The organism is Streptomyces sp. TLI_105 (assembly GCF_900105415.1).
GTDB lineage: Bacteria > Actinomycetota > Actinomycetes > Streptomycetales > Streptomycetaceae > Streptomyces.
Genome location: NZ_FNSM01000001.1, coordinates 3,689,904 through 3,709,793, shown reverse-complemented (window position 1 = coordinate 3,709,793; position 19,890 = coordinate 3,689,904). Strand labels below are relative to the sequence as shown.

Here is a 19,890-nt window from a genome sequence, read left to right as displayed (position 1 = left end):
CTAGGCGGCGGTGTTCCGGTGGACGCGGCCGAGGAGTTCCAGCTCCTCGGCGGTGAGGCGGAGGGCGCCGGCGGCGACGTTGGCGGTCAGGTGGGCGGGGTCGCCGGTGCCGGGGATGGCCAGGAGATGGGGGCCCTGGTGGAGGGTCCAGGCGATGCGGACCTGGGCGGGAGTGGCCTCGTGGGCCGCCGCGACGGCGAGGATCTCCTCGCTCTCCGGGGCGGTCGCCCCCGTCTCGCGTCCGGCGGCGGCGATCGCGTAGAAGGGGACGAAGGCGATGCCCTGTTCGCCGCAGTGGCGGACGAACCCGTCGTACTCGGGGCGGACCCCGATCCCGTACATGTTCTGCACGCAGACGACCGGGGCGATCTCCCGCGCCTCGGCGAGGTGGGCCGGGGTGATGTTGGAGAGGCCGAGATGGCGGATGAGGCCCGCCTCGCGGAGCTCGGCGAGCGCGCCGAAGCGCTCGGCGACCGAATCGGGGCCCACGACACGGAGGTTGACGACGTCGAGGTGGTCGCGGCCGAGCTGCCGCAGGTTCTCCTCGACCTGCGCGCGCAGCGCGGCGGGGGTCCGGGCGTGCTCGCTCCAGGCGCCCGAGGCGTCACGGGCCGGGCCGACCTTGGTGGTGATGACCAGGTCGTCGGGGTAGGGGCCGCCGAGGGCGCTGTTGATCAGCTCGTTCGCGGAGCGCAGCGGCGAGAAGTAGAAGGCGGCCGTGTCGATGTGGTTGACGCCGAGGTCGACCGCCTTGCGCAGGACGGCTATCGCGCGGTCGCGGTCCATCGGCACGGCGTTCGGGATGAGCGCCTCGCCGCGCTGGGGGAGCCGCATGGCGCCGAAACCGACACGGTTGACGGCGAGGTCCCCGCCGAGGAGCCAGGTGCCGGAGTCGGAGGCGTGGGGGGTCGTGGCCGAGGTGGTGGTCGAGCCTGTGGTGGTCATGACGGGGATGATCTCCCGGGGGCCGGGGCGATGCCAGCGGATTGCCCTCCCGGGCGTCGGGCGGCCCCGCGCCCACGTGGGCGGCGCCCTGGCCCACCTCCGTGTGGGGCCCGCGCCTGGTGGGGCGGTGCCCCCCGCCCCCCGCCCGTGTGGGGCGCGCGCCTCCGGGGCGGTGCCCCCCCGCCGTGTGGGCAATCGTCCCGCTGGGGCGGGACGGGTGGGCACACGGGACGGCGCCCTTCAGCGGCGCCTCCGCGTTCCGCGCCTGGACCCGCACCGACAGCGGCGGCGCACAGCCCGGTGCGGGTCAGGGCGCGGAGCCCTCTGGCGCCGGCAAGGGCGCCGTTCCGTTGTGCCCACCCGTTCCGCCCCGGCGGAACGATTGCCCACAACGGGGGCGCGGGGGTGGGCACCGCCCCAGCGGAACGACTGCCCACGACGGGGGCGGGCGCCGCCCCAGCGGAACGACTGCCCACGACGGGGGCGGGCACCGCCCCGGCGGGACGGCTGCCCACGACGGGGTGGGCGCCGCCCCGGCAGAGCGGCTGCCCGTGACAGGGTCCCGAAGGTGTGGCTCCCGGCATGGGCCGGCCAGGGCACGGCACGCAACCCACCACGGACGTCCGGGGGTTGGCCCCACCCCCGAGCCGCCAGCCCACCGGATGGGGCCCCGCCGCCCCGTCCGCGAGGCTGTGCGCATGACAACGAATCGTGGACGCAAGGCCCTGGTGCTCGCCCTCTCCGTCGCCGCCGTCGCCGGCGTCGGGCTCGCCGCCGGGGGTGCCGCCCCCGCCGTCGCTGCCGGGCTGGACTGGGGCGACTGCGACGCCGCCGTGAAGCCGCTGCCGGGGCAGCAGTGCGCCACGCTCTCCGTACCCCTCGACTACGCCGACCCCGACGGCGAGCAGATCGGTCTCGCCGTGGCCCGGCTGCCCAGCACCCGGCCCGAGGCGCGGCGCGGGACGCTCATGGTGATCCCGGGCGGCCCGGGCAGCTCCGGTGTGCAGCGGCTCGGGCAGAAGGGGGCCGCCCTGGCGAAGGAGATGGACGGCGCGTACGACCTGGTGGCCTTCGATCCGCGCGGGATCGGCGGCTCCGCGAAGGCCCGGTGCGGCTTCGCCGAGGAGGACCGGCGCCTGGTGACCCTGCGGTCCTGGCCCGCCGCCGACGGCGGCATCGGCGAGAACGTGGCCCGCTCGCGCCGGATGGCCGAGGCGTGCGAGCGCAACGGGGGCGCGATGCTGCGCGGGCTGACGACGGTCAACCAGGTGCGGGACCTCGACCGGCTGCGGCAGGCGCTCGGCGAGCGGAAGCTGTCCGCGTGGAGCGTGTCGTACGGGACGTACGTGGCCGCCGTGTACGCGCAGAAGTTCCCGGAGCGCACCGACCGCTGGGTCCTCGACAGCAGCTCCGACCCCGACCCGAAGCGCGTCGCCCGGGGCTGGCTCGCGGGCATGGCGCGCGGTGCCGAGGACCGCTTCCCGGACTTCGCGGCCTGGGCGTCCGCCCCGGAGCGGACGAAGGACGGCCTGCGGCTCGCCGAAAGGGCCGAGGACGTACGGCCCCTGTTCCTCGACCTCGCCGCCCGGCTCGACCGCGCGCCGCGCGCCTCGGCGACCCCCGGCGTCCCGCTGACCGGCACCGTGCTGCGGCAGGCGCTCCAGCAGGCGCTGTACTCCGACGCCTCCTTCCCGGCCCTCGCGCGTCTGATGGCCCAGGCCCTCGACCCGGCGGGCGTGCCTGTCCTTCCGCCCGAGCTGGCTGGGCCGATGCCCGACGAGGCGGCGACCGTCAGCGTGGGCGTGATCTGCAACGACGTGGACTGGCCCGCCTCCGTGCCGGCGTACGGTCGGGCCGTCGCCGCGGACCGGGAGCGGTACCCGCTGACGGCCGGGATGCCGGCGAACATCACGCCGTGCGCCTTCTGGAAGGGCGGCGCGGTGGAGAAGCCGACCCGGATCACCGACCGGGGTCCGTCGAACGTCCTCATGATCCAGAACCTGCGCGATCCGGCGACCCCGCACTCCATGGGCCTGAGGATGCGGGCGGCCCTCGGCGACCGGGCGCGGCTCGTCTCGGTCGACAGGGGCGGCCACGCGGTCTACCTCGGGAACGGGAACGCGTGCGGCGACCGTGCCGTGACCCGCTTCCTGACCGAGGGCGTGCGGCCCGCGGAGGATGTTCTCTGCCGGTGACGACGAGGGGTCACGTGGTGGGGGCGTGCAGTGCCGCCCGCAGGTGCCCCCGGGAGGCGGTCAGTCGCTCGGCGGCCGTGGGGGCGTCGATGTCGGCGAGGATCATGAGGATGGCGTTCTTCACCTCGCCGTCGGCGGCGGCGAGCGCGGTCTCGATCTGCTCGTCGGGCGCGCCGGTGGCCAGGGCGACGATCCGCCGCGAGCGGGCCTGGAGCTTGTCGTTGGAGGCGCGGACGTCGACCATCAGGTTTCCGTAGGTCTTGCCGAGGCGGATCATCGTGAGGGTCGAGATCATGTTGAGGACGAGCTTCTGGGCGGTGCCGGCCTTGAGGCGGGTGGAGCCGGTGAGGAGCTCGGGGCCGGTGACGACCTCGATGCCGTGCTCGGCGGCGGCGGCGAGCGCGCTGTCCTCGTTGCAGGAGAGTCCGATGGTCAGCGCGCCCCGGGCGCGGGCGTGTTCGACGGCGCCGACGGCGTACGGGGTGCGGCCGGAGGCGGAGACGCCGACGACGGTGTCCTCGGCGGTGAGGCCGAGCGCGGTGAGGTCCGCGACCGCGAGTTCCTTGGAGTCCTCGGCGCCTTCGGCGGCCTTGATCATGGCGGTGGGGCCGCCCGCGATGAGGCCGACGACCTGCGACGGGTCGGTGTTGAAGGTGGGCGGGCACTCGCTGGCGTCGAGGACGCCGAGGCGGCCGGCGGTGCCCGCGCCCAGGTAGATCAGGCGTCCGCCGCGGGCCATGCGGGCGGCGGTGGCGTCGATGGCGGCGGCGATCGCGGGGAGCTGTCGTTCGACGGCCTCGGGGACGGTCCGGTCCTCGCCGTTCATGAGGCGGGCGATGTCCAGCGTCGGGAGCCGGTCGATCTCGGCGAGTTCGGGGCGGAAGGCCTCGGTGGTGAGGGTGGCGAGCTGGGCGCGGAGTTCGGAGTACGAGCTGGGCACGGGGGCTCTTTCGGTACGGCGGCGTCGTCGGCGCCGGTGAACGTGGGGGTCAGCGGCCGCGGGGGGAGTGGCGGTGGGCGAGGGCTTCGTACGAGGCGGCGAGCGCGGGGGCGGCCGTCTCGTACGTGCGCTGGGTGACACAGGTGAACAGACAGTCCACGACCAGGAGTTGGCTGGTGCGGGACGACATGGCGGCGGGGCGCAGTTCGCTCTCGCGGGCCGTGGAGGTGGTCAGGACGTGGTCGGCGTACTGGGTGACGGGGCCGTCCGGGCGGCCGGTGATGGCGACCGTGGTGGCGCCGTGGTCGAAGGCCACGCGCAGGGGTTCTATGACGTCGCCGGTGGAGCCGGAGTGGGTGATGGCGATGGCGACGTCTCCGGAGCGGAGCTGCACGGCGTTGGTGACGGCGAGGTGCGGGTCGCTGGGGGCGTGCGCGATCAGGCCGATCCGGAGCAGCTTCTGGGCGAGGTCCTGGGCGACGAGGCCGGAGGCGCCGATGCCGTAGATGTCGATGCGGCGGGCGGTGGCGAGGGCGGCGACGGCGGCGCCGAGCTGGATGGTGTCGAGTCCGGCGGCGGTGTCGGCGAGGGTCTGCTGCTCGTCGTAGGCCAGCTTGGCGACGACGTCGGCGACGGGGTCGTCGACGGCGATGTCGGCGGTGACGGCCGGGGCGCGGCCGGACTGCTGCTGGGCGGCCAGGCCGGCGAGGGCGAGGCGGAGGTCGCGGTAGCCGGGGTAGCCGAGGAGTCGGGCGGTGCGGACGACGGTCGCCTCGCTGGTGCCGGTGAGCTCGGCGAGGCCGGTGACCGTGAGGGCGGCGCAGCCGGCCGGGTCTCCGGCGACGGCTTCGGCGACCCGCTGCATGGAGCGGGTCATGGACGGCGCGAGGGTCCGCACCTTGGCCGCGAGAGCGGCGGGGGCGGGGGGCGTGCTGCCGGTGAAACTTTCCTTCACATCATGGGTCACAGTTGAAAGATACTTTCGGCGTGGTGAGGCGACAAGCCCCCGTGGGCCCTCTTCGCCTCCTGAACCGGAGCGGACCCTGCCTTTTTCCTCTGCGACACGCGCGCCGGGTCACAATGGGTCCATGGACGACATCGACCCCGTGGAGCAGGCGCTGCACGCCGCTCGCGCGCTGGTTCTGGCCGACCTGGTGGCGCGGCAGGTGGCCGCCGCCCAGGTCGTGTCGATGGTGGAGGACGCGGTGACCCACCGGCGCTGGTGGGTCGAGCAGTGGCCCGAGGGAGTGTCGTACGTCGCCGGGCTCGTCGCCCAGGACGTGCAGGACGCCCTGCTCGAACGGTACGGACGCTGGCCGCTCTGCCCGGTCTGTTCCTCGGGCGACCCGCACGCCCTCGACGTGGAGCCGGAGCTCGGTCCCGACCCGCACTGGGTCTGCGGCAAGCAGGGCGTGGTGGTGGCCCCGGTGGGCGGCCTGACGTGACGGGAGCTCTCGCGTGACCCTCTACATCGACCCGCCGACCTGGCCGGGCCACGGCCGCATGTGGTCGCACCTGGTCAGCGACGTCTCCTTCGAGGAGCTGCACGCCTTCGCCGCCTCGATCGGCGCCCCGCCGCGCGCCTTCGAGCGGGACCACTACGACATCCCCTCCGACCGGTACGCGGACGCGGTGGCGGCGGGCGCGGTCGAGGTCGGCTCGAAGGAGCTGCTCCGGCATCTCACGAAGGCAGGCCTCCGTCGGCCGAAGGGCCGTCCGGTCGCCTGACGCTTCTGCCGGCCTCTGCCGGCACGGGGCCGTCGGGTCGTCTGATGCTCCTGTCGGCCTCCGCCGGCACGGGGCCTGCCGGTCGCCTGCCGCTTCTGTCGGCCCGTTCGGAGCGGGGCGTCCGCGTCAGCCCAGCCGGGCGGCGATGACGCGGGCGCACTCCAGGGACTCGGCGCGTGCCGTGTCGACCTCCACGTCGTACTCCACGCCCGCGTGCACCATGAGGGCCTGCTGCGCGGCCATCCCGACGGTCCGGTCCCCGCGGGCGATCTCGCGCCCCGCGGCGACCGCGCTCTCGCACCGGACGCCCACCCACAGCACGGGCAGGTCGCCGAGGGCCTCGCGCCAGCGCTGCTGGGAGGCGGCGCCGCCGAGGAAGACGTCGTCCACGACGATCCTGGCACCGGCCCTGGCCATCGCCGCGAGCCCTCCGGCCCAGGCCGCCTCGAGGGCGCGGAAGTCGGCGCCGACGCTGACGCCGCCGTCGGCGTCGAAGACGATGCCGGAGTCCGCGGCCTGCATCTTCGCGGGCAGCGCGTCGACGAACGAGTCGACGCCGAACGCCAGCCACGGGTCCGGCAGTACGGCCTGAAGGCACCGTACGATGCCGGACTTCCCCGAGCTGGAACCGCCGTTGAGGATGATCATCCGCGTGGTCACGGGCGCCACCCTAGGCGTGTCAGCGGACGACGTCGAACACGTTTTTCTGCAGGCCGTTCGCGTAGACCTCGTGCTCGACCAGCTTCAGCTTCTGCGCGTCCTTGTCCGTGGTGCTGAAGAGGCGCTTGCCCGCGCCGAGCAGGAGCGGGAAGACGAGCAGGTGGTACCGGTCGATCAGGCCGGCGTCCGAGAGCGCCTGGTTCAGGGAGGCGCTGCCGTGGACGATGATCGGGCCGCCCTCGGTCTCCTTCAGGGCGGCGACCTCGTCGAGCGAGCGCAGGATCGTCGTCTCGCCCCAGTTCGACACGAGGTCGTCCTCGGTGAGGGTGGTGGAGACGACGTACTTCGGCATCGCCTTGTAGTCGGCGAATTCCTCCATGTCGGGCCACACGGGGCTGAACGCCTCGTAGCTGGTCCGGCCCATCAGCATCGCTGCCGCCTCTTTCTGCTCGCGGCCCTTGATCTCGAACGCCTCGGGGAGGAACTCGACGTCCTTGAAGGTCCATCCGGAGTTGCGGTAACCGGGCTCGCCGCCCGGGGCCTCCACGACGCCGTCGAGCGAGATGAAGGCGGTGCTGATCAGGGTGCGCATCTGGGGTTCCTCGGCTTCTCGTGTCCGGTGCGGGCAGTCATGATCTCTGACCGACGATCACGGGGAAACTCATCGCCAGCCCGCCGCCTTCTTCTCCGCGGGGTTCTCAGCAGGACGCCTCGGCCTGCCGTTCCTGCTCCCGATTCTCCCGGCCCGCGCCGGAAGTCACCACCCGGGACGGGGACTTGTGGAGCTTGAGGGAGACCGCCGCCGTGGCGAGGCCCAGGGCCGTCATGGCCGCGCCCGCCCAGGCCGTGGAGGCGTAGCCGAGGCCGGCGTCGATGACGGTGCCGCCGAGCCAGGGGCCGCCGGTGTTGCCGAGGTTGAAGGCGGCGGTGGTGGTGGCGCCCGCGAGGGTGGGGGCTCTGCCTGCGACGTTGAACATGCGGGCGTTGAGGGCCGGGGCGGTGTAGAAGGCGGAGACGCCGAGGAGGAAGGCGAGCAGGACCGTGACGACGGGACTGGACGCGAAGAGGGCCAGGGCGATCAGGAAGACGGTCGAGGCGGCGATGCCGCTGAGCAGCACCCCGAAGAGGTGGGCGTCGGCGACGCGGCCGCCGATCGTCGTGCCGACCAGGGCGCCGATGCCGAAGAGCCCGAGGACGGCCGAGACCCAGCTCTCGTCGATCCCGGAGACGTCGGTGAGGAGCGGGGCGAGGTAGGAGAAGGCGCAGAAGACGCCGCCCGCCGCGAGCGCGGTGACCGTGACGGAGAGGAGGACCTGCCGGTCGCGGTAGATGGCCAGTTCCCGCTTGAGGCGCGGCCTGGTCTCGGGGAGGGGGAGGTGCGGGATGCGGGTGACGACCCCGACTAGCGCGATCGCGGAGGCCACGCCGACCGCCCAGAACGCCGAGCGCCAGCCGAGGTGCTCGCCGAGGAACGCGCCGGCGGGGACGCCGAGGACGTTGGCGATGGACAGGCCGCCGATCATGACGGCCATCGCCTTGGCGCGGGAGCCGACGGGGACCATCGCGATGGCGACGGCCGCGCCGACCGCCCAGAACCCGGCGCAGGCGAGCGCGCTCACGACGCGGGAGGCGAAGAGGACGGCGTAGTTCGGGGCCAGCGCGCCCGCGATCTGCCCGAGGCCGAAGACGGTGATGAGGGCGACGAGCGTCGTCTTGCGGGGCAGCCGGAGCGTCGCGACGGCGAGCAGCGGCGCGCCGACGACCATGCCGATCGCGAAGGCGGAGATGAGCAGCCCGGCGCGGGGGATGGAGACGCCCATGTCCTCCGCGATGGGCGGAAGCAGTCCGGACAGCATGAACTCGCTCGTGCCGAGGGCGAAGACGGAGAGGCCGAGGATGTAGACGGCCAGGGGCATGCGGGTGGCGGTGGCGGGGGTCGCGGGCTCGGCTGAGGAAGACGGCATGACATGCGTCAACCTGCGGTTTGTGCCTGTCATTCCGTGGTGACGGGAATGTCTTGGGATGCGAGACGGCGCCGTCCCGGACCGCGTTCTTTACGCCGGGTAACAAGATGATCAATGCGGGGGTCGCTTTGTCCGGTCCTGGGCTGCCGCATGACCTTGGTCCGGAATATTTGATCTTCACGGGCCGGGCACGGCGTGGCATCGTCGCGACGTAAGCGGCAGTGCCGGTTCATGGGGAAGAGCCGAGTGCCGGCATGTGCCGCGACCAGGGGGACATCACCCGGCGGTGGAGCCGCCCTCTGTCATGCCCATGTGGAAGTGCTGCCTCACGATCGAGAGATTGCCAGGCAAACATGTCCATGTTCAGAGACGTCGGCAGACGCCGGCGTCGTCTGCGGTACGCCCTCACCCGGGCCACCAGCGCGACCGCGCTGGTCACCGCCACCGCCGTACTCACCGGCCTCGTCCAGGCCACGCCCGCCGCGGCCGACACCACCCCCGAGACGGACACCGGATACTTCCGGAACACCATCGGCCAGGACCGGCGGCTCGACCGCTGCCTCGCCGGTGTCGCCCTGCACGTCGGCGGCCCCCTGATGAAGGCCAAGGCCGTCGAGGGCCTCACCGGCACCGAAGAGCAGCTCCGCGACGCCATCGGGGACCGAGGCTGGATCGGCTACGGCCCCCTGGGCCAGGCCGCCGACGCCGACAAGAACGCGCGGGACGCCCGGTTCGCCGCGGAGACGGCCCGCACCACGGCCCTCGACGAGGCCAACAAGCCCTACCGCGAGTCGGCGTGGGCCAGCGACGACATGGAGTGGCACGCGCCGAGCTTCGCCGACGCGATCACCCGGCACGCCGTCGTCGCCCAGACCGAGCTGGCCTGGCGCCTCGGCAAGGACGAGCACAGCAAGGCGAGCCCCGAGGCCGTCGCGCGCGCCAAGGCCGTCACCGAGGAGAACCGCGGCAAGGACGACTGGCACGACTGGGCCGCGAACGACATGCTGCGGGACAGCGAGGTCGCCTGGGACTACTTCGGCGGCACGACGTCCAGCGACATCGCCGCCTACCTGAAGCGCGGCGGCTACGCCGTCGAGGCCCCCGCCAAGGACTCCGCCGCCTACCGCGTCGAGATCGAGGACCTCAAGCAGGCCTGGGCCGCCTGTGACTGGCAGAACCCGGTCGACCCGCGACGCAAGCTCAACGAGCCCGTCATGAACGCGATGGTCGAGTGGGAGCAGGAGTACGCCGGACAGGCCACCCAGCGCGCCGCGATCGTCAAGGCCGAGGTCGAGGCCTCGGTGGCGGCCCGCGAGGCCACCGACCTCATGATCCAGTCCATCGAGCAGGCCTGGTTCGCCGACCAGATCCTGACCTGGCGCAAGTACTGGACGGACAAGCTCGCCCAGGACCCGAACACGATCCTGGACAAGCCCGACCAGGCGTTCTACGACAAGGCCACGGCCGACCTGGCCCGGACCCGGACCAACGTCACCGCCCTCGTCACCTCCGCCAAGGCGCAGGCCGCCAAGGCGGCGACCGCCGCGCAGAAGGCGTCGACCGCGCAGCAGGAGGCCTGGGGCGTCGCCGACGCGACCCACGTCCCGCGCGGCCGGGGCCTGATGTACGCCCAGCAGTCCGTCCAGGTCGCCCGCGCCTCCTCGGCGGTCGCCGCGGCCGCCGCGAAGGCCGCCGAGACCGCGCTGAACGCCGCCAACGCGACGATCGCCACCAGCGACACGCTGCTCGCCAAGGCGCAGACCGAGTCGCACGCGATCGACACCGAGTTCCGCCGCGTCGCCGCCCAGGAGGCCGCCGCCCAGGCGAAGGCCGCCGCCGACAGCGCCGAGGCCAACGCCACGGCCGCCGCCGAGAGCGCCAAGACCGCGAAGGCCGCCCGTGCGACGGCCGAGGACAAGCGCGACAAGGCCAAGACCGCCGCCGGCACCGCCGCCGCCGAACGGGCCAAGGCCCAGACGGAGCAGGCCACCGCCGTCGCCTCCCGCGCCAAGGCCGCCGCCGAGCGCGCCAAGGCCACGGCGGCCGAGCAGCGCGCCGCCACCCAGCAGACGACGGCGACCACCGCCGACACGACCGCCGGGACCGCGAGCAGCGACGCCAGGGCCAAGCGGACGCTCGCCGACGCCAAGGCCAAGGCCGCGCAGACCGCGCGCGAGAAGGCCGTCGCCGCCCTCCGCGCCAAGCAGGCCACCGCCGCCCGCGCCGCCGCCCTCGAAGCCGCGGCCACCGCCGCCGAGGGCACCGCGGCCGCCGCCGAGACCCGTACGGCCGCCACCACCGCCCGTACGGCCGCCACCGAGGCCGCACAGGCCGCCACCGCCGCGCAGACCGCCGCGGACCAGGCCACCACCGCCGCCGTCACGGCCCGCTCCGCCGCCACCACGGCGGAGGGCGCCGCCGCGCGCGCCCGGGCGGGTGCGAGCGCCGCGTGGTCGGCGTACCGCACCTCCCTCGGCGAGGCGTCCACGGCGCACGCCGCCGCGGCCACCGCGCTCGACGCGTCGCAGGACGCGGCGATCCGCGCGGACAACGCCGCCACGGCGTCGGAGAACGCCACCGGGCTCGCCAAGAAGGCCGAGCAGGAGGCGATCGCTGCCGGGACCGGAGCCGCCGAGGCCGTGAAGTCCGCCGGGACCGCCGTGGGCCGCGCCTACGCCGCCGGTCAGGCCGCGCTCGCCGCCCGCGACAGCGCCACGGCAGCGGTCACCGCCGCCGGCGACGCCGTCTCGTACGGCGCGCCGTACCAGGAGAAGGACAGCGCGGCCGCGTTCGCTGTGCTCGTCGGCCAGTCGACCAAGACGGTCGCCGAGCAGCAGGCCGCAGCCGCCGAGGCCAAGGCCGCACAGGCCGCGCAGGCCGCTCAGTCCGCTCAGCAGACCGCCGCGCAGGCCACCGGGGACGCGAAGCTCGCCGCCGAGGTGGCCGCCGCCGCAGCGGCGGACTCGGCCCGCGCAGTCGAGGCCGTGACCCGCGCCCAGGCGTCCGCGGCCGAGGCCGCCGACGCGCAGCAGGGCGCGAAGACCGCCTCCGACACCGCCGCCGGCCACGCCGAACAGGCCGGGAACGACGCCGCCTCCGCCCGCCTCACCGCGGACGGGGCGAGCGACGCGGCCACCGAGGCCGACCGCGAGGCCACCGACGCCGAGCGGCACGCCGCCGAGGCGAACGGGAAGGCCGGCCGGTCCGCCGACGCGGCCAAGGAGGCCGCGGAGAAGGCGGCCAAGGCCGAGCAGGACGCCAAGGACGCCGAGTCCAAGGCCGGCGACGCGGCGGGCGACAGCACCGCCGCCGAGGAGGCCTCGAAGAAGGCAGAGCAGGAGCAGCGCGAGAAGAACGAGGCCGCGCACAAGGGCGCGCTCGCCGAGGGCACCACGCCCATCAAGGGCGGCGCGTCCAACTGGCCGGCGCTCGGCGAGCGCGAGGAGAAGATCCTCCTCGACGCCTGCGGCCAGACCTGCGTCGACGACTACCGGAAGGGCCTCGCGGCCGTCTCCGTGAACGTCGTCGAGTGGGCCGACGCCAACGGCGGGAAGATCCTCTTCGAGCAGCTCGACGCCGCAAAGGTCAAGGCCTGCCTGGCCGGATCCGACGTCGACGACTGCCTGTGGGACCTGGTCGACATCCCGTCGTCCACCGTGATCGTGGGCCGCATCCCCGCGCTCGCCCAGGCGATCGAGAAGGTCTCCGACGGCATGCGGACGATCTTCCGCGATGCCGACGACGCCCTGCGCCGGCTCAACGAGCTGGCCGCCGTCATCAGCGACGTCCGCTCCACCCCGCGCCTCAACCGGTGCCTCGCGGGTGTCGCCCTGCACGCGGGCGGCGCCAAGACGAAGGCCCTGGCCATCCAGGGCCTGACCGGCGGCGACGCCCAGCTGGAAGCCGTCATCGGCGAGCGCGGCTGGATCGGCTTCATGCCCCTGGGGCAGGCCAACGACCAGGACCGCGAGGCCGGTTACGCCTATCTGGACGCCTTCGCGGCCCAGAAGGCGATCCTGGAGGACGCCAACAAGCCGTACGCGATGAGCTCGTTCGACGACGGGATCACGCTGCACGCGCCGGAGTTCAGCGCCGACATCAGCGCGTACACCGCCGCCACCCAGGCGAAGCTGGCGGAGCGCATCGGCTGGGACGCGCACACCAACGCGAGCCCCGAGGCGGTCGCCAAGGCCCGGCAGATCACCGAGCAGAACCGCGGCAAGGACAGCTGGCACGACTTCGCGGCCGACTTCATGCTGCGGGACTCCAACGTCAACAACACCCGCTTCTTCGGCGGCACCACGTCCTCCGACATCGCCACGTACCTGCGGCACGGCGGCTTCCCCGCCGGGAAGGTCGTCGAGGGCACGCCCGAGTTCCGCGTCGAGGTCGAGAGCCTCAAACAGTCGTGGGCCTCGTGCAACCACGCCGACCCGGTCGACCCGCGCAACGCCCTGAGCGAGGCCGTCTCCCAGGCCTCGGCCGAATGGGAGACGGAGTACGCCGGTCAGGCCGCGCCGCGCGCCGTCATCATGCAGGCGGAGGCCGACGCCGCCGCCGCGACCCGGTCCGCCACCGCCGCCATGATCGAGGCCATCGGCCAGGCGTGGCGCGCGGACCAGATCCTGCGCTGGCAGAAGTACTGGCACGACCGGCTGGAGGCCGACCCGGACCACCTCTTCAAGCCGAAGCAGGCCCTCTTCGACAAGGCGAAGGCGGACCTGGCGAACGCCCGGGGCAAGGTCCAGGCGCTGGTCGCCACCGCCAAGGACCAGGCCACCGCGGCCAACGCCGCCGCCCAGCGCGCGGTGACCGGCCAGCAGCAGGCCTGGGCCATCGCGGACGCCACCGAGGTGCCGCGCGGCCGTGGCCTGATGTACGCCCGGCAGTCGGTGCAGGTCGCCCGGGCCTCGGGCGCGGCCGCGACGGCCGCCTCCAAGGCGACCGAGACGGCCCTGAACGCGGCGAACGCCACCGTGTCGACGTCCGAGGCGCTGCTGGCGCTGGCGAAGACCGAGGCGCACGCCGTCAACACCGAGTTCCGCCGCATCGCCGCCCAGGAGGCCGCCGCCCAGGCGAAGGCCGCCGCGGACAGCGCCGACGCCTACGCGGCCTCGGCCGCGGCGAACGCCGAGACCGCCAAGAAGGCCAAGGAGAAGGCCCTCGCGGAGGAGCAGGACGCCAAGAAGGCGGCGGCCGACGCACAGGCGCAGCGTGCCGTCGCCGAGCTGGAGCGCGCCAACGCGGCGGCCTACCGGGCCACCGCCGAGCGCGAGCGGGACAAGGCGGCCGGCCACGAGGCCGACGCCGTCGCCCAGGGCCGGATCGCGAGCGAAGCCCGCACGTCGGCCGAGGCGGCGGGATCCACGGCCGCCTCCAAGCGGGCCGTCGCCGAACAGGCGGAACGCGACGCCGTGACCGCCCGCGACAACGCCCTTGAGGCCGAGCAGAAGCGGGACTCGCTGAACGCGAAGGCCGCGGCGTACGAGGCCAAGGCCGCGGCCGACGAGGGCACGGACGCGGCCGGGGACTCCCGTGCCGCGGCGACCGACGCCCGTGCCGCCGCGAACACGGCGACCACGGCGGCCACCAACGCCCGCGCGTCGGCGAACGCGGCCACGGCCGCGGCCACCAACGCCCGCGAGGCGGCCACCAAGGCGCAGGGCGCCGCGTCCCGCGCCAAGGCCGCGTCCGATAGCGCATGGGCGTCCTACTGGATCGCGGCCGGTTCCGCCGCCGCGGCGCACGCGGCCGCGGCCGAGGCCATCGACGCCTCCCAGGCGGCGGCGGCTGACGCCAAGGGCGCCAAGGAGCAGTCGGAGAAGGCCTCGGCGGCGGCCAAGGTCGCCAAGACGGAGGCTGCGGCCGCCCGTTCCGAGGCGGCGCAGACCGCGTCGTGGGCGGCGACCACGGCGGGCAAGGCGCTCGCGGCGGTGCAGTCCTCGCTCGCGGCCCGTGACTCGGCCGCCGCGGTGACCAAGCCGGCGAACGAGGCGATCTCGCTCGGCGGCCCGTTCCAGGAGGTCGACAGCTCCGCCGCGTTCGCGGTGCTGACCGGCCAGCAGTCCCTGACGATCGCCCAGCAGCAGGCCGCGGTGGCCGCCGCCACGGCGAAGCAGGCCGAAGGGTTCTCCGCCGAGGCGAAGGCCCTGGCCGAACAGGCCGCGGCGGACATGAAGCTCGCGGCACAGGCCTCGGCCTCGGCCGCGGCGGACGCGTCACGGGCGGCCAAGGCGTACCAGCGGGCCCAGGAGTCGGCGGCCCAGGCCGCGAAGGACGCCAAGGAGGCCCAGGCCGCTGCAGGCCGTGCCGACGGCTACGCCATGGCGGCCGGCAAGGACGCCCTGGCGGCGTGGTCGGCGGCCACGGACGCGCAGGCGGACGCCAACGCGGCGGACGCGGCGGCGACCGAGGCGGAGAAGGACGCCGCCAACGCCCGTGCCGTGGCCACCAAGGCCGAGGAGGACGCCGCCAGCGCCCGCGCCACCGCCACCAAGGCGGAGGAGGACGCGACGGCGGCCGAGACGGCCGCGGCCGGCGCCAGGGACGCGGCGGAGGAGGCCCAGGCCGCCGCCGACCGCACCGAGAAGAGCGGCAGCGCCGAGCAGATCTCGCAAGGTGTGACCACTGGGATCGGTGACGTGTGGGCGGTCCTCGACCACATCGAGTACATAGGTGAGCCGAAGGACGTCGTCAAGGACAACTGCAACCCCTTCATCCATGTCGGGGACTGCAAGATCACGGCGACCGTCACGTACAAGTCGCACACCGACGTGTACATGTGCGCCGCCAGGTGGGAGTCGTACGCGACGACCACGGGCAGCTGCCCGAAGGACGACACGATCTACCTCGGTCCTGACGTCTCGAAGGAGCCCGAGACCAAGCGGCTCACCACCGTGCTGACGATGACCGAGTTCAACTCGGGCATCGACCCGGTCGACATCCTCCTCGGCGACTTCATCGGCTGCGCGAAGCTGCTCACGCCGGGTCTCTCCGGTGGCAGCTGGGGCGACTGCGCCTGGGCGGCCAGCTGGTTCCTCGCGGGCCCGCTGTTCCGGGCGGGCAAGGCCGCGGTGGCGGCGCTGGACGCCTCCCTCAAGATGGGCGTCGGGTTCATGGACGCCTACCGGGCGCTCCGTACGGTCGGTCTGACCGAGGTCGCCATCCAGGGCATCCTCAGCCGGATCTTCCGGATGGCCGGCGAGGCGTGCACGGTGGCGGACGCCGGGACCTTCAAGGCCACGACTTTCCAAGTCGCGAGCTTCGAGGTCGCGTCGTTCTCCGCCGCGTCGGGCAACGACGAACTGATCGAGAAGTGCCGGAGGATCCTCAAGGACATCGTCAAGGACGGCGATCACATCGTCCTCGGGATCAACCCCCACTCGGACGATCTGACCAAGATCGCCGGCGGGCGCACCTTCAACAACCAGGACTACGGCATCAACCTGCCGAAGGAGATGGGGTTGGGAGAACGCCCGATCTGGACCGTGGGAGTGGAGGAGGCGGTGTCCAACGGCAGCGTGAAGATCTCGGTGTCGCTGGACGGTGTCCCGGGTGCCACGAACGCGGACGAGGCGCTGAACATGCTTCTGCAGCGAGGAGAGGGGATCACGCCCGGCGACTGGGAGACCATCCGGAAGACCGGCATGGGAACCGCGTGGGAGATGACCAAGCTCCGTTCGGCCGTCCGGATGGAGGACCGTGGCTGGAAGTCCATCGAGTGGTGGATGACCAACTCGGAGGGCAAGGTCGTACGGGTCTTCCCGGAGAGGTGGAAGTACGCCAACGGGACGCCGGTCGCCGACTGATGAGGAGATGGTGGACATGACGGATTTCGTCCGGGAAGGGCGGCTCTTCAGAGTCAGCGGGTTCAACCCCTCGCACCGCCAGCTCTTCCTGATCAGTGAGGCCACGCTCGTGGACCGGACCACGACGCGGGTCGAGGTCGCCTTCGGGCATGTGGAACTGATGTTCCTCAAGCCCCTCTACCGGAACGGGCTCCACATCCGGCGGGCGACCGCCGCCGAGTTCGGCGTGCTCAGTGAACGGCACGGCATTCCGGCAGCGGACGCCGAGTACACCTGGATCCTGGATCCAGAGGGCGAAAGCTTCGTCGTCAGTTCCAATCCGAGCTGGCGGGAGGCGGAGTACGCCCTGATGGGTGAGCGGGAGTCGTTGTACGAATCGCCTTGGCCGCCGGATTTCCCGGCGGAATCGGGAAGCGTCAACTGACCGTCGAACGAAAGGGGGCCGTCCCCGGTGCTGATGCACCGGGGACGGCCCCTTCTCCGTTTCCGCGGGCGGCGGTGTCAGCCACGCGCAGCCGCGATCTTCTCCAGCTGGGCCTTGACCACCGGCTCCGGGATCGCCGCCTGCTTCGGGTCCAGCATGTTCACGCCGTAGAAGGCGGCGACGACCCCGCCGCTGCGGACCACCGTGTACGTCATGGGCACCTTCTGCTTGCCGATGTCGCCGGTGATCCGGTAGCCGACGGCCTCGTCGCCGAGCTTGGGCGCCGGAAGGTTCTCGACCTTGCCGTACGTCAGGCCGAGGGTCTTGAAGCCCTTGGGGCAGGCGGTGACGGCGGCGCGGAGTTCGGTCATGACGCGGGTGGCGTCGGCCTCCGAGTGGGAGGCGAGCCACATGGAGCCCACGGTGGCGTTCTTGGCGTCGGTGGGCTGGAGCGAGCGGTGGGCGGTGCCGACCGAGGGGAGGTGGGTGAAGCCGCCGATGAGGCTGGCGAGGGGCTGGCAGGCCTTCTTGTCGGCCTGCATGCCGCGGCCGGCCTCGACCTCCGCCTTGGCGACCTTCTTGGCGTCGAACCCGGCGGTCTTCCCGGTGAGGGCGGCCTTTTCGAGCTGCTCGCCGTCGAGTGCCCCGAGGCGCTTCGCCTCGGCGGAATTCTTCTCGTCTGCGCTCGGAGCGGTCGCCTTCGGCTTTTTGTCGCCGGATTCCTTGGATTCTCCGCTGCAGGCGGACGCCAGGAGCAGGGCCGGAATTACGGCGACGATCGGGAGGGCCCTGTGCAGTCTCATTTTCTTTTGCTTTCCTGGCGTCTCGCACGGGTGAAGAACAAACGAAATGATCTTACCGGCGGTAGGGGCCCCTCCTCATTACGTTTTGGCTTCGGCGGAGTGGGCGCGCTCAGTCCTTGCCGGACATGTCCGTCAGTTCCGCGAGTTCCCGTTCCAGGTTCTCCCGGGCCTTCTCCTCCCAGACCGCCGCCCCGTACGGGGTGCGGAAGAGGCGGGGGAGGTCGAGGAGCTGGCGGAGGACGGCGGCGCGGCCCGCGCGGAAGTCCGGTTCCGGGACGAAGGCGTACTCCTCGCGCACCGCCCTCGTATACCCCCCGTATGTATCGGGCTTCGAGGCCAGGATCGCGAGGTCCGCGTCGCAGAGGGTCTCGCCGTTGAGGTCGCCGGGGGCCGGGTCGTGGGTGGTGGTGAGGCGGACCAGGCGGGCCACCTCGGCGACCTCGTGCTGGGTGAGGCCGGCTTCGGTGAGGGCCTTCTCGGCCAGGGCCGCCGAGCGTTCCTCGTTCTCCGAGCGGTCCGGGCGGTAGACGGCGTCGTGGAACCAGGCGCCGAGCCGTACGAGCTCCAGCTCGCCGCCCTCCCCGCCCTGGTCGGCGAGCTCGTCGATGCGGTCGAGGACCGCCCGGAGGTGGGTGACCGTGTGGTAGCGGCGCTGGGGTTCGGCCCAGCGGGACAGTAGGTTCCGGCCGTACGGCGCGGGGTCGGGGCCCTCGCGGCCGGCGCGGGCGGCGAGCAGGGTGGTGTTCCACCGCCGCAGTAGATCCAGGTCCAGGTCCCGGGCGTGCTCTTCCTCGGTGGTCATGGGGGCATTCTGCCCGCCCCGGGGTGCGGAGCGGGTGCTTCCCACACGCCCTCATCTCACTCTTACATACCCCCCATGGGTATGCTACGGTGCTCCGCAAAGGTACCCCCTAGGGGTATGCAGCAGCGAGTGAAGGGTCAGGGCAATGTCAACCGTCAATCCCCGGCGCTGGTGGGCACTTGTCGTGCTCGCCGCCGCTCAGTTCATGGTCATCATGGACACCTCGATCATCGGGGTCGCGCTCCCCGAGATGCAGAAGGACCTGGGCTTCTCGCAGAGCGAGCTCCAGTGGATCTTCAACGCCTACGTGATCGTCTTCGGCGGTCTGCTGCTCCTCGGCGGACGCCTCTCCGACCTCGTCGGAGCCCGCAGGATCTTCGTCTCCGGCTGGGCGGTCATGATCGCCGGTTCGGTCGTGGCCGCGGCCGCGCAGACCGCCTGGGTCGAGATCGTCGGCCGCGCCGTCCAGGGCGTCGGCGGCGCGCTGATCGCGCCCTCCGCCATGACCCTGCTCATGATGCTCTTCATGCACGACCCGAAGGAGCTCGGCAAGGCGATGGCGCTCTACGGCGCAGCCGCTCCCGCCGGCGGCACCGCGGGCGTCTTCCTCGGCGGCGTCTTCACCGAGTGGGCCGCCTGGCAGTGGGTCTTCATCATCTACATCCCGATCGGCCTCGCGACCCTCGCCGCGACCAAGCTCCTCCCGAACGTCGAGTCCCGCCGCGGCTCCGTCGACATCCTCGGGGCCGTCGCCGTCACCGCCGGCCTCGCGCTCGCCGTCTTCGCCGTCGTCCGCGCCCCCGAGGTCGGCTGGGGCGCCACCGCCACCATCCTGGAGCTGGCCGGCGCCGCCGTCCTCCTGATCCTCTTCTTCGTCGTCCAGAAGAGCATCCGCGAGCCCCTCATGCCGCTCAGCGTCTGGCGGGTCCCGCGCCTGGGCTCGGCCAACCTGGCCATGACGCTGCTCGGCGCCGCGTGGATCCCGATGTGGTACTTCCTCAACCTGTACCTCCAGCAGGTCCTGGGCTTCGGCGCCTTCGAGTCCGGTGCCGCGCTGCTCCCGATGACCGTGCTCCTCATGATCTTCATGACGGCCATCACGGCCCGGCTCATGATGAAGGTCGGCGCCAAGCCGCTCATCGCGGGCGGTCTGCTCGTCCTCGCCGCCGGTCTGGTCTGGCTCGCCGCCGTCCCGCCCACCGGCTCCTTCCTCGTCGACGTCCTGCCGGCCTCGCTGGTCGCCGCGCTCGGCATGTCCCTCGCCTACATCCCGACGATGATGACCGCGATGTCCGGCGCCCCGCAGGAGCAGGCGGGCCTCGCCTCCGGCATCGTCAACACCACCTACAACGTGGGCTCCGCGCTGGGCCTCGCCGCGCTCACCGCCGTCGCCATGTCGCAGGGAGCCGACCAGCTGGGCAACCTGCCGAAGCTGACGGACGGCTTCTCCTCCGCCTTCGTCGGCGCCGCGATCATCGCCGCCGTCGGCGGTGTGGTCACCCTCCTCGTCATGAAGGGCGACAAGGCGGCCGCGGCCGAGGCCGCCGCCCCCGCGCCGCAGGCCGAGAAGGTCTCCGCCTGAGCCGCGATCAGAAATCGGCAGGGGCCGCCCGATGTCCGT

14 protein-coding genes are annotated in these 19,890 nt (G+C 73.0%); 6 read left to right on the top strand and 8 right to left on the bottom strand.

Annotated elements, in window-relative coordinates; all coding sequences use genetic code 11:
- Complete coding sequence (locus BLW86_RS16860) at nt 1-945, bottom strand: aldo/keto reductase (RefSeq protein ID WP_093874805.1); 945 nt, start codon at nt 943-945, stop codon at nt 1-3.
- 698 nt (nt 946-1,643) lie between these two features.
- Here BLW86_RS16860 and BLW86_RS16855 point away from each other — a divergent pair.
- The gene (locus BLW86_RS16855; protein ID WP_093874804.1) at nt 1,644-3,140 is read left to right on the top strand and encodes an alpha/beta hydrolase; all 1,497 of its coding nucleotides are present in this window, start codon (nt 1,644-1,646) and stop codon (nt 3,138-3,140) included.
- A 10-nt stretch (nt 3,141-3,150) separates the two neighbouring features.
- On the opposite strand, the gene murQ is transcribed toward BLW86_RS16855, so the two are convergent.
- On the bottom strand, nt 3,151-4,080 hold the full coding sequence (gene murQ, locus BLW86_RS16850; protein WP_093874803.1) for an N-acetylmuramic acid 6-phosphate etherase: 930 nt from the start codon (nt 4,078-4,080) through the stop codon (nt 3,151-3,153).
- Nucleotides 4,081-4,129: 49 nt separating this feature from the next.
- Nucleotides 4,130-5,047, bottom strand: coding sequence for a MurR/RpiR family transcriptional regulator (locus BLW86_RS16845; protein WP_093874802.1), 918 nt, complete (start codon nt 5,045-5,047; stop codon nt 4,130-4,132).
- Nucleotides 5,048-5,168: 121 nt separating this feature from the next.
- Between BLW86_RS16845 and BLW86_RS16840 the strand changes: the two genes are divergently transcribed.
- Both BLW86_RS16840 and BLW86_RS16835 read left to right on the top strand, forming a co-directional pair.
- Entirely contained in the window at nt 5,169-5,525 is a 357-nt protein-coding gene (locus BLW86_RS16840) for a hypothetical protein (RefSeq protein WP_093874801.1), read from the top strand.
- Between the two features lie 13 nt (nt 5,526-5,538).
- Nucleotides 5,539-5,808 (top strand): DUF4031 domain-containing protein, encoded by a 270-nt coding sequence (locus tag BLW86_RS16835; RefSeq protein WP_093874800.1) that lies wholly within the window; start codon nt 5,539-5,541, stop codon nt 5,806-5,808.
- Nucleotides 5,809-5,934: 126 nt separating this feature from the next.
- Here the strand turns inward: BLW86_RS16835 and cpt are convergent, their stop codons facing one another.
- The 3 genes from cpt to BLW86_RS16820 all read right to left on the bottom strand — a co-directional run bounded on the left by cpt (nt 5,935) and on the right by BLW86_RS16820 (nt 8,384).
- On the bottom strand, nt 5,935-6,456 hold the full coding sequence (gene cpt / locus BLW86_RS16830; protein WP_093878704.1) for a chloramphenicol phosphotransferase CPT: 522 nt from the start codon (nt 6,454-6,456) through the stop codon (nt 5,935-5,937).
- 31 nt (nt 6,457-6,487) lie between these two features.
- Nucleotides 6,488-7,060: a dihydrofolate reductase family protein gene (locus BLW86_RS16825; RefSeq protein WP_093874799.1), complete on the bottom strand. Its 573-nt coding sequence runs from the start codon at nt 7,058-7,060 to the stop codon at nt 6,488-6,490.
- Between the two features lie 106 nt (nt 7,061-7,166).
- Complete coding sequence (locus tag BLW86_RS16820; protein WP_093878703.1) at nt 7,167-8,384, bottom strand: Cmx/CmrA family chloramphenicol efflux MFS transporter; 1,218 nt, start codon at nt 8,382-8,384, stop codon at nt 7,167-7,169.
- 401 nt (nt 8,385-8,785) lie between these two features.
- On the opposite strand from BLW86_RS16820, the gene BLW86_RS16815 reads away from it, so the two are divergent.
- Together BLW86_RS16815 and BLW86_RS16810 are read left to right on the top strand one after the other, a co-directional pair.
- Nucleotides 8,786-16,240, top strand: a complete 7,455-nt coding sequence (locus BLW86_RS16815) for a polymorphic toxin type 27 domain-containing protein (protein WP_093874798.1) — start codon at nt 8,786-8,788, stop codon at nt 16,238-16,240.
- A 16-nt stretch (nt 16,241-16,256) separates the two neighbouring features.
- Nucleotides 16,257-16,664: a hypothetical protein gene (locus tag BLW86_RS16810; RefSeq protein ID WP_093878702.1), complete on the top strand. Its 408-nt coding sequence runs from the start codon at nt 16,257-16,259 to the stop codon at nt 16,662-16,664.
- 77 nt (nt 16,665-16,741) lie between these two features.
- Here the strand turns inward: BLW86_RS16810 and BLW86_RS16805 are convergent, their stop codons facing one another.
- Nucleotides 16,742-17,467 (bottom strand): hypothetical protein, encoded by a 726-nt coding sequence (locus tag BLW86_RS16805; protein ID WP_093874797.1) that lies wholly within the window; start codon nt 17,465-17,467, stop codon nt 16,742-16,744.
- A gap of 109 nt (nt 17,468-17,576) precedes the next feature.
- The gene (locus BLW86_RS16800) at nt 17,577-18,269 is read right to left on the bottom strand and encodes an HD domain-containing protein (protein ID WP_093874796.1); all 693 of its coding nucleotides are present in this window, start codon (nt 18,267-18,269) and stop codon (nt 17,577-17,579) included.
- A 145-nt stretch (nt 18,270-18,414) separates the two neighbouring features.
- Between BLW86_RS16800 and BLW86_RS16795 the strand changes: the two genes are divergently transcribed.
- A complete protein-coding gene (locus BLW86_RS16795; RefSeq protein WP_093874795.1) occupies nt 18,415-19,851 on the top strand; it encodes an MFS transporter in 1,437 nt (478 codons plus the stop codon).
- Nucleotides 19,852-19,890 lie beyond the last annotated feature (39 nt).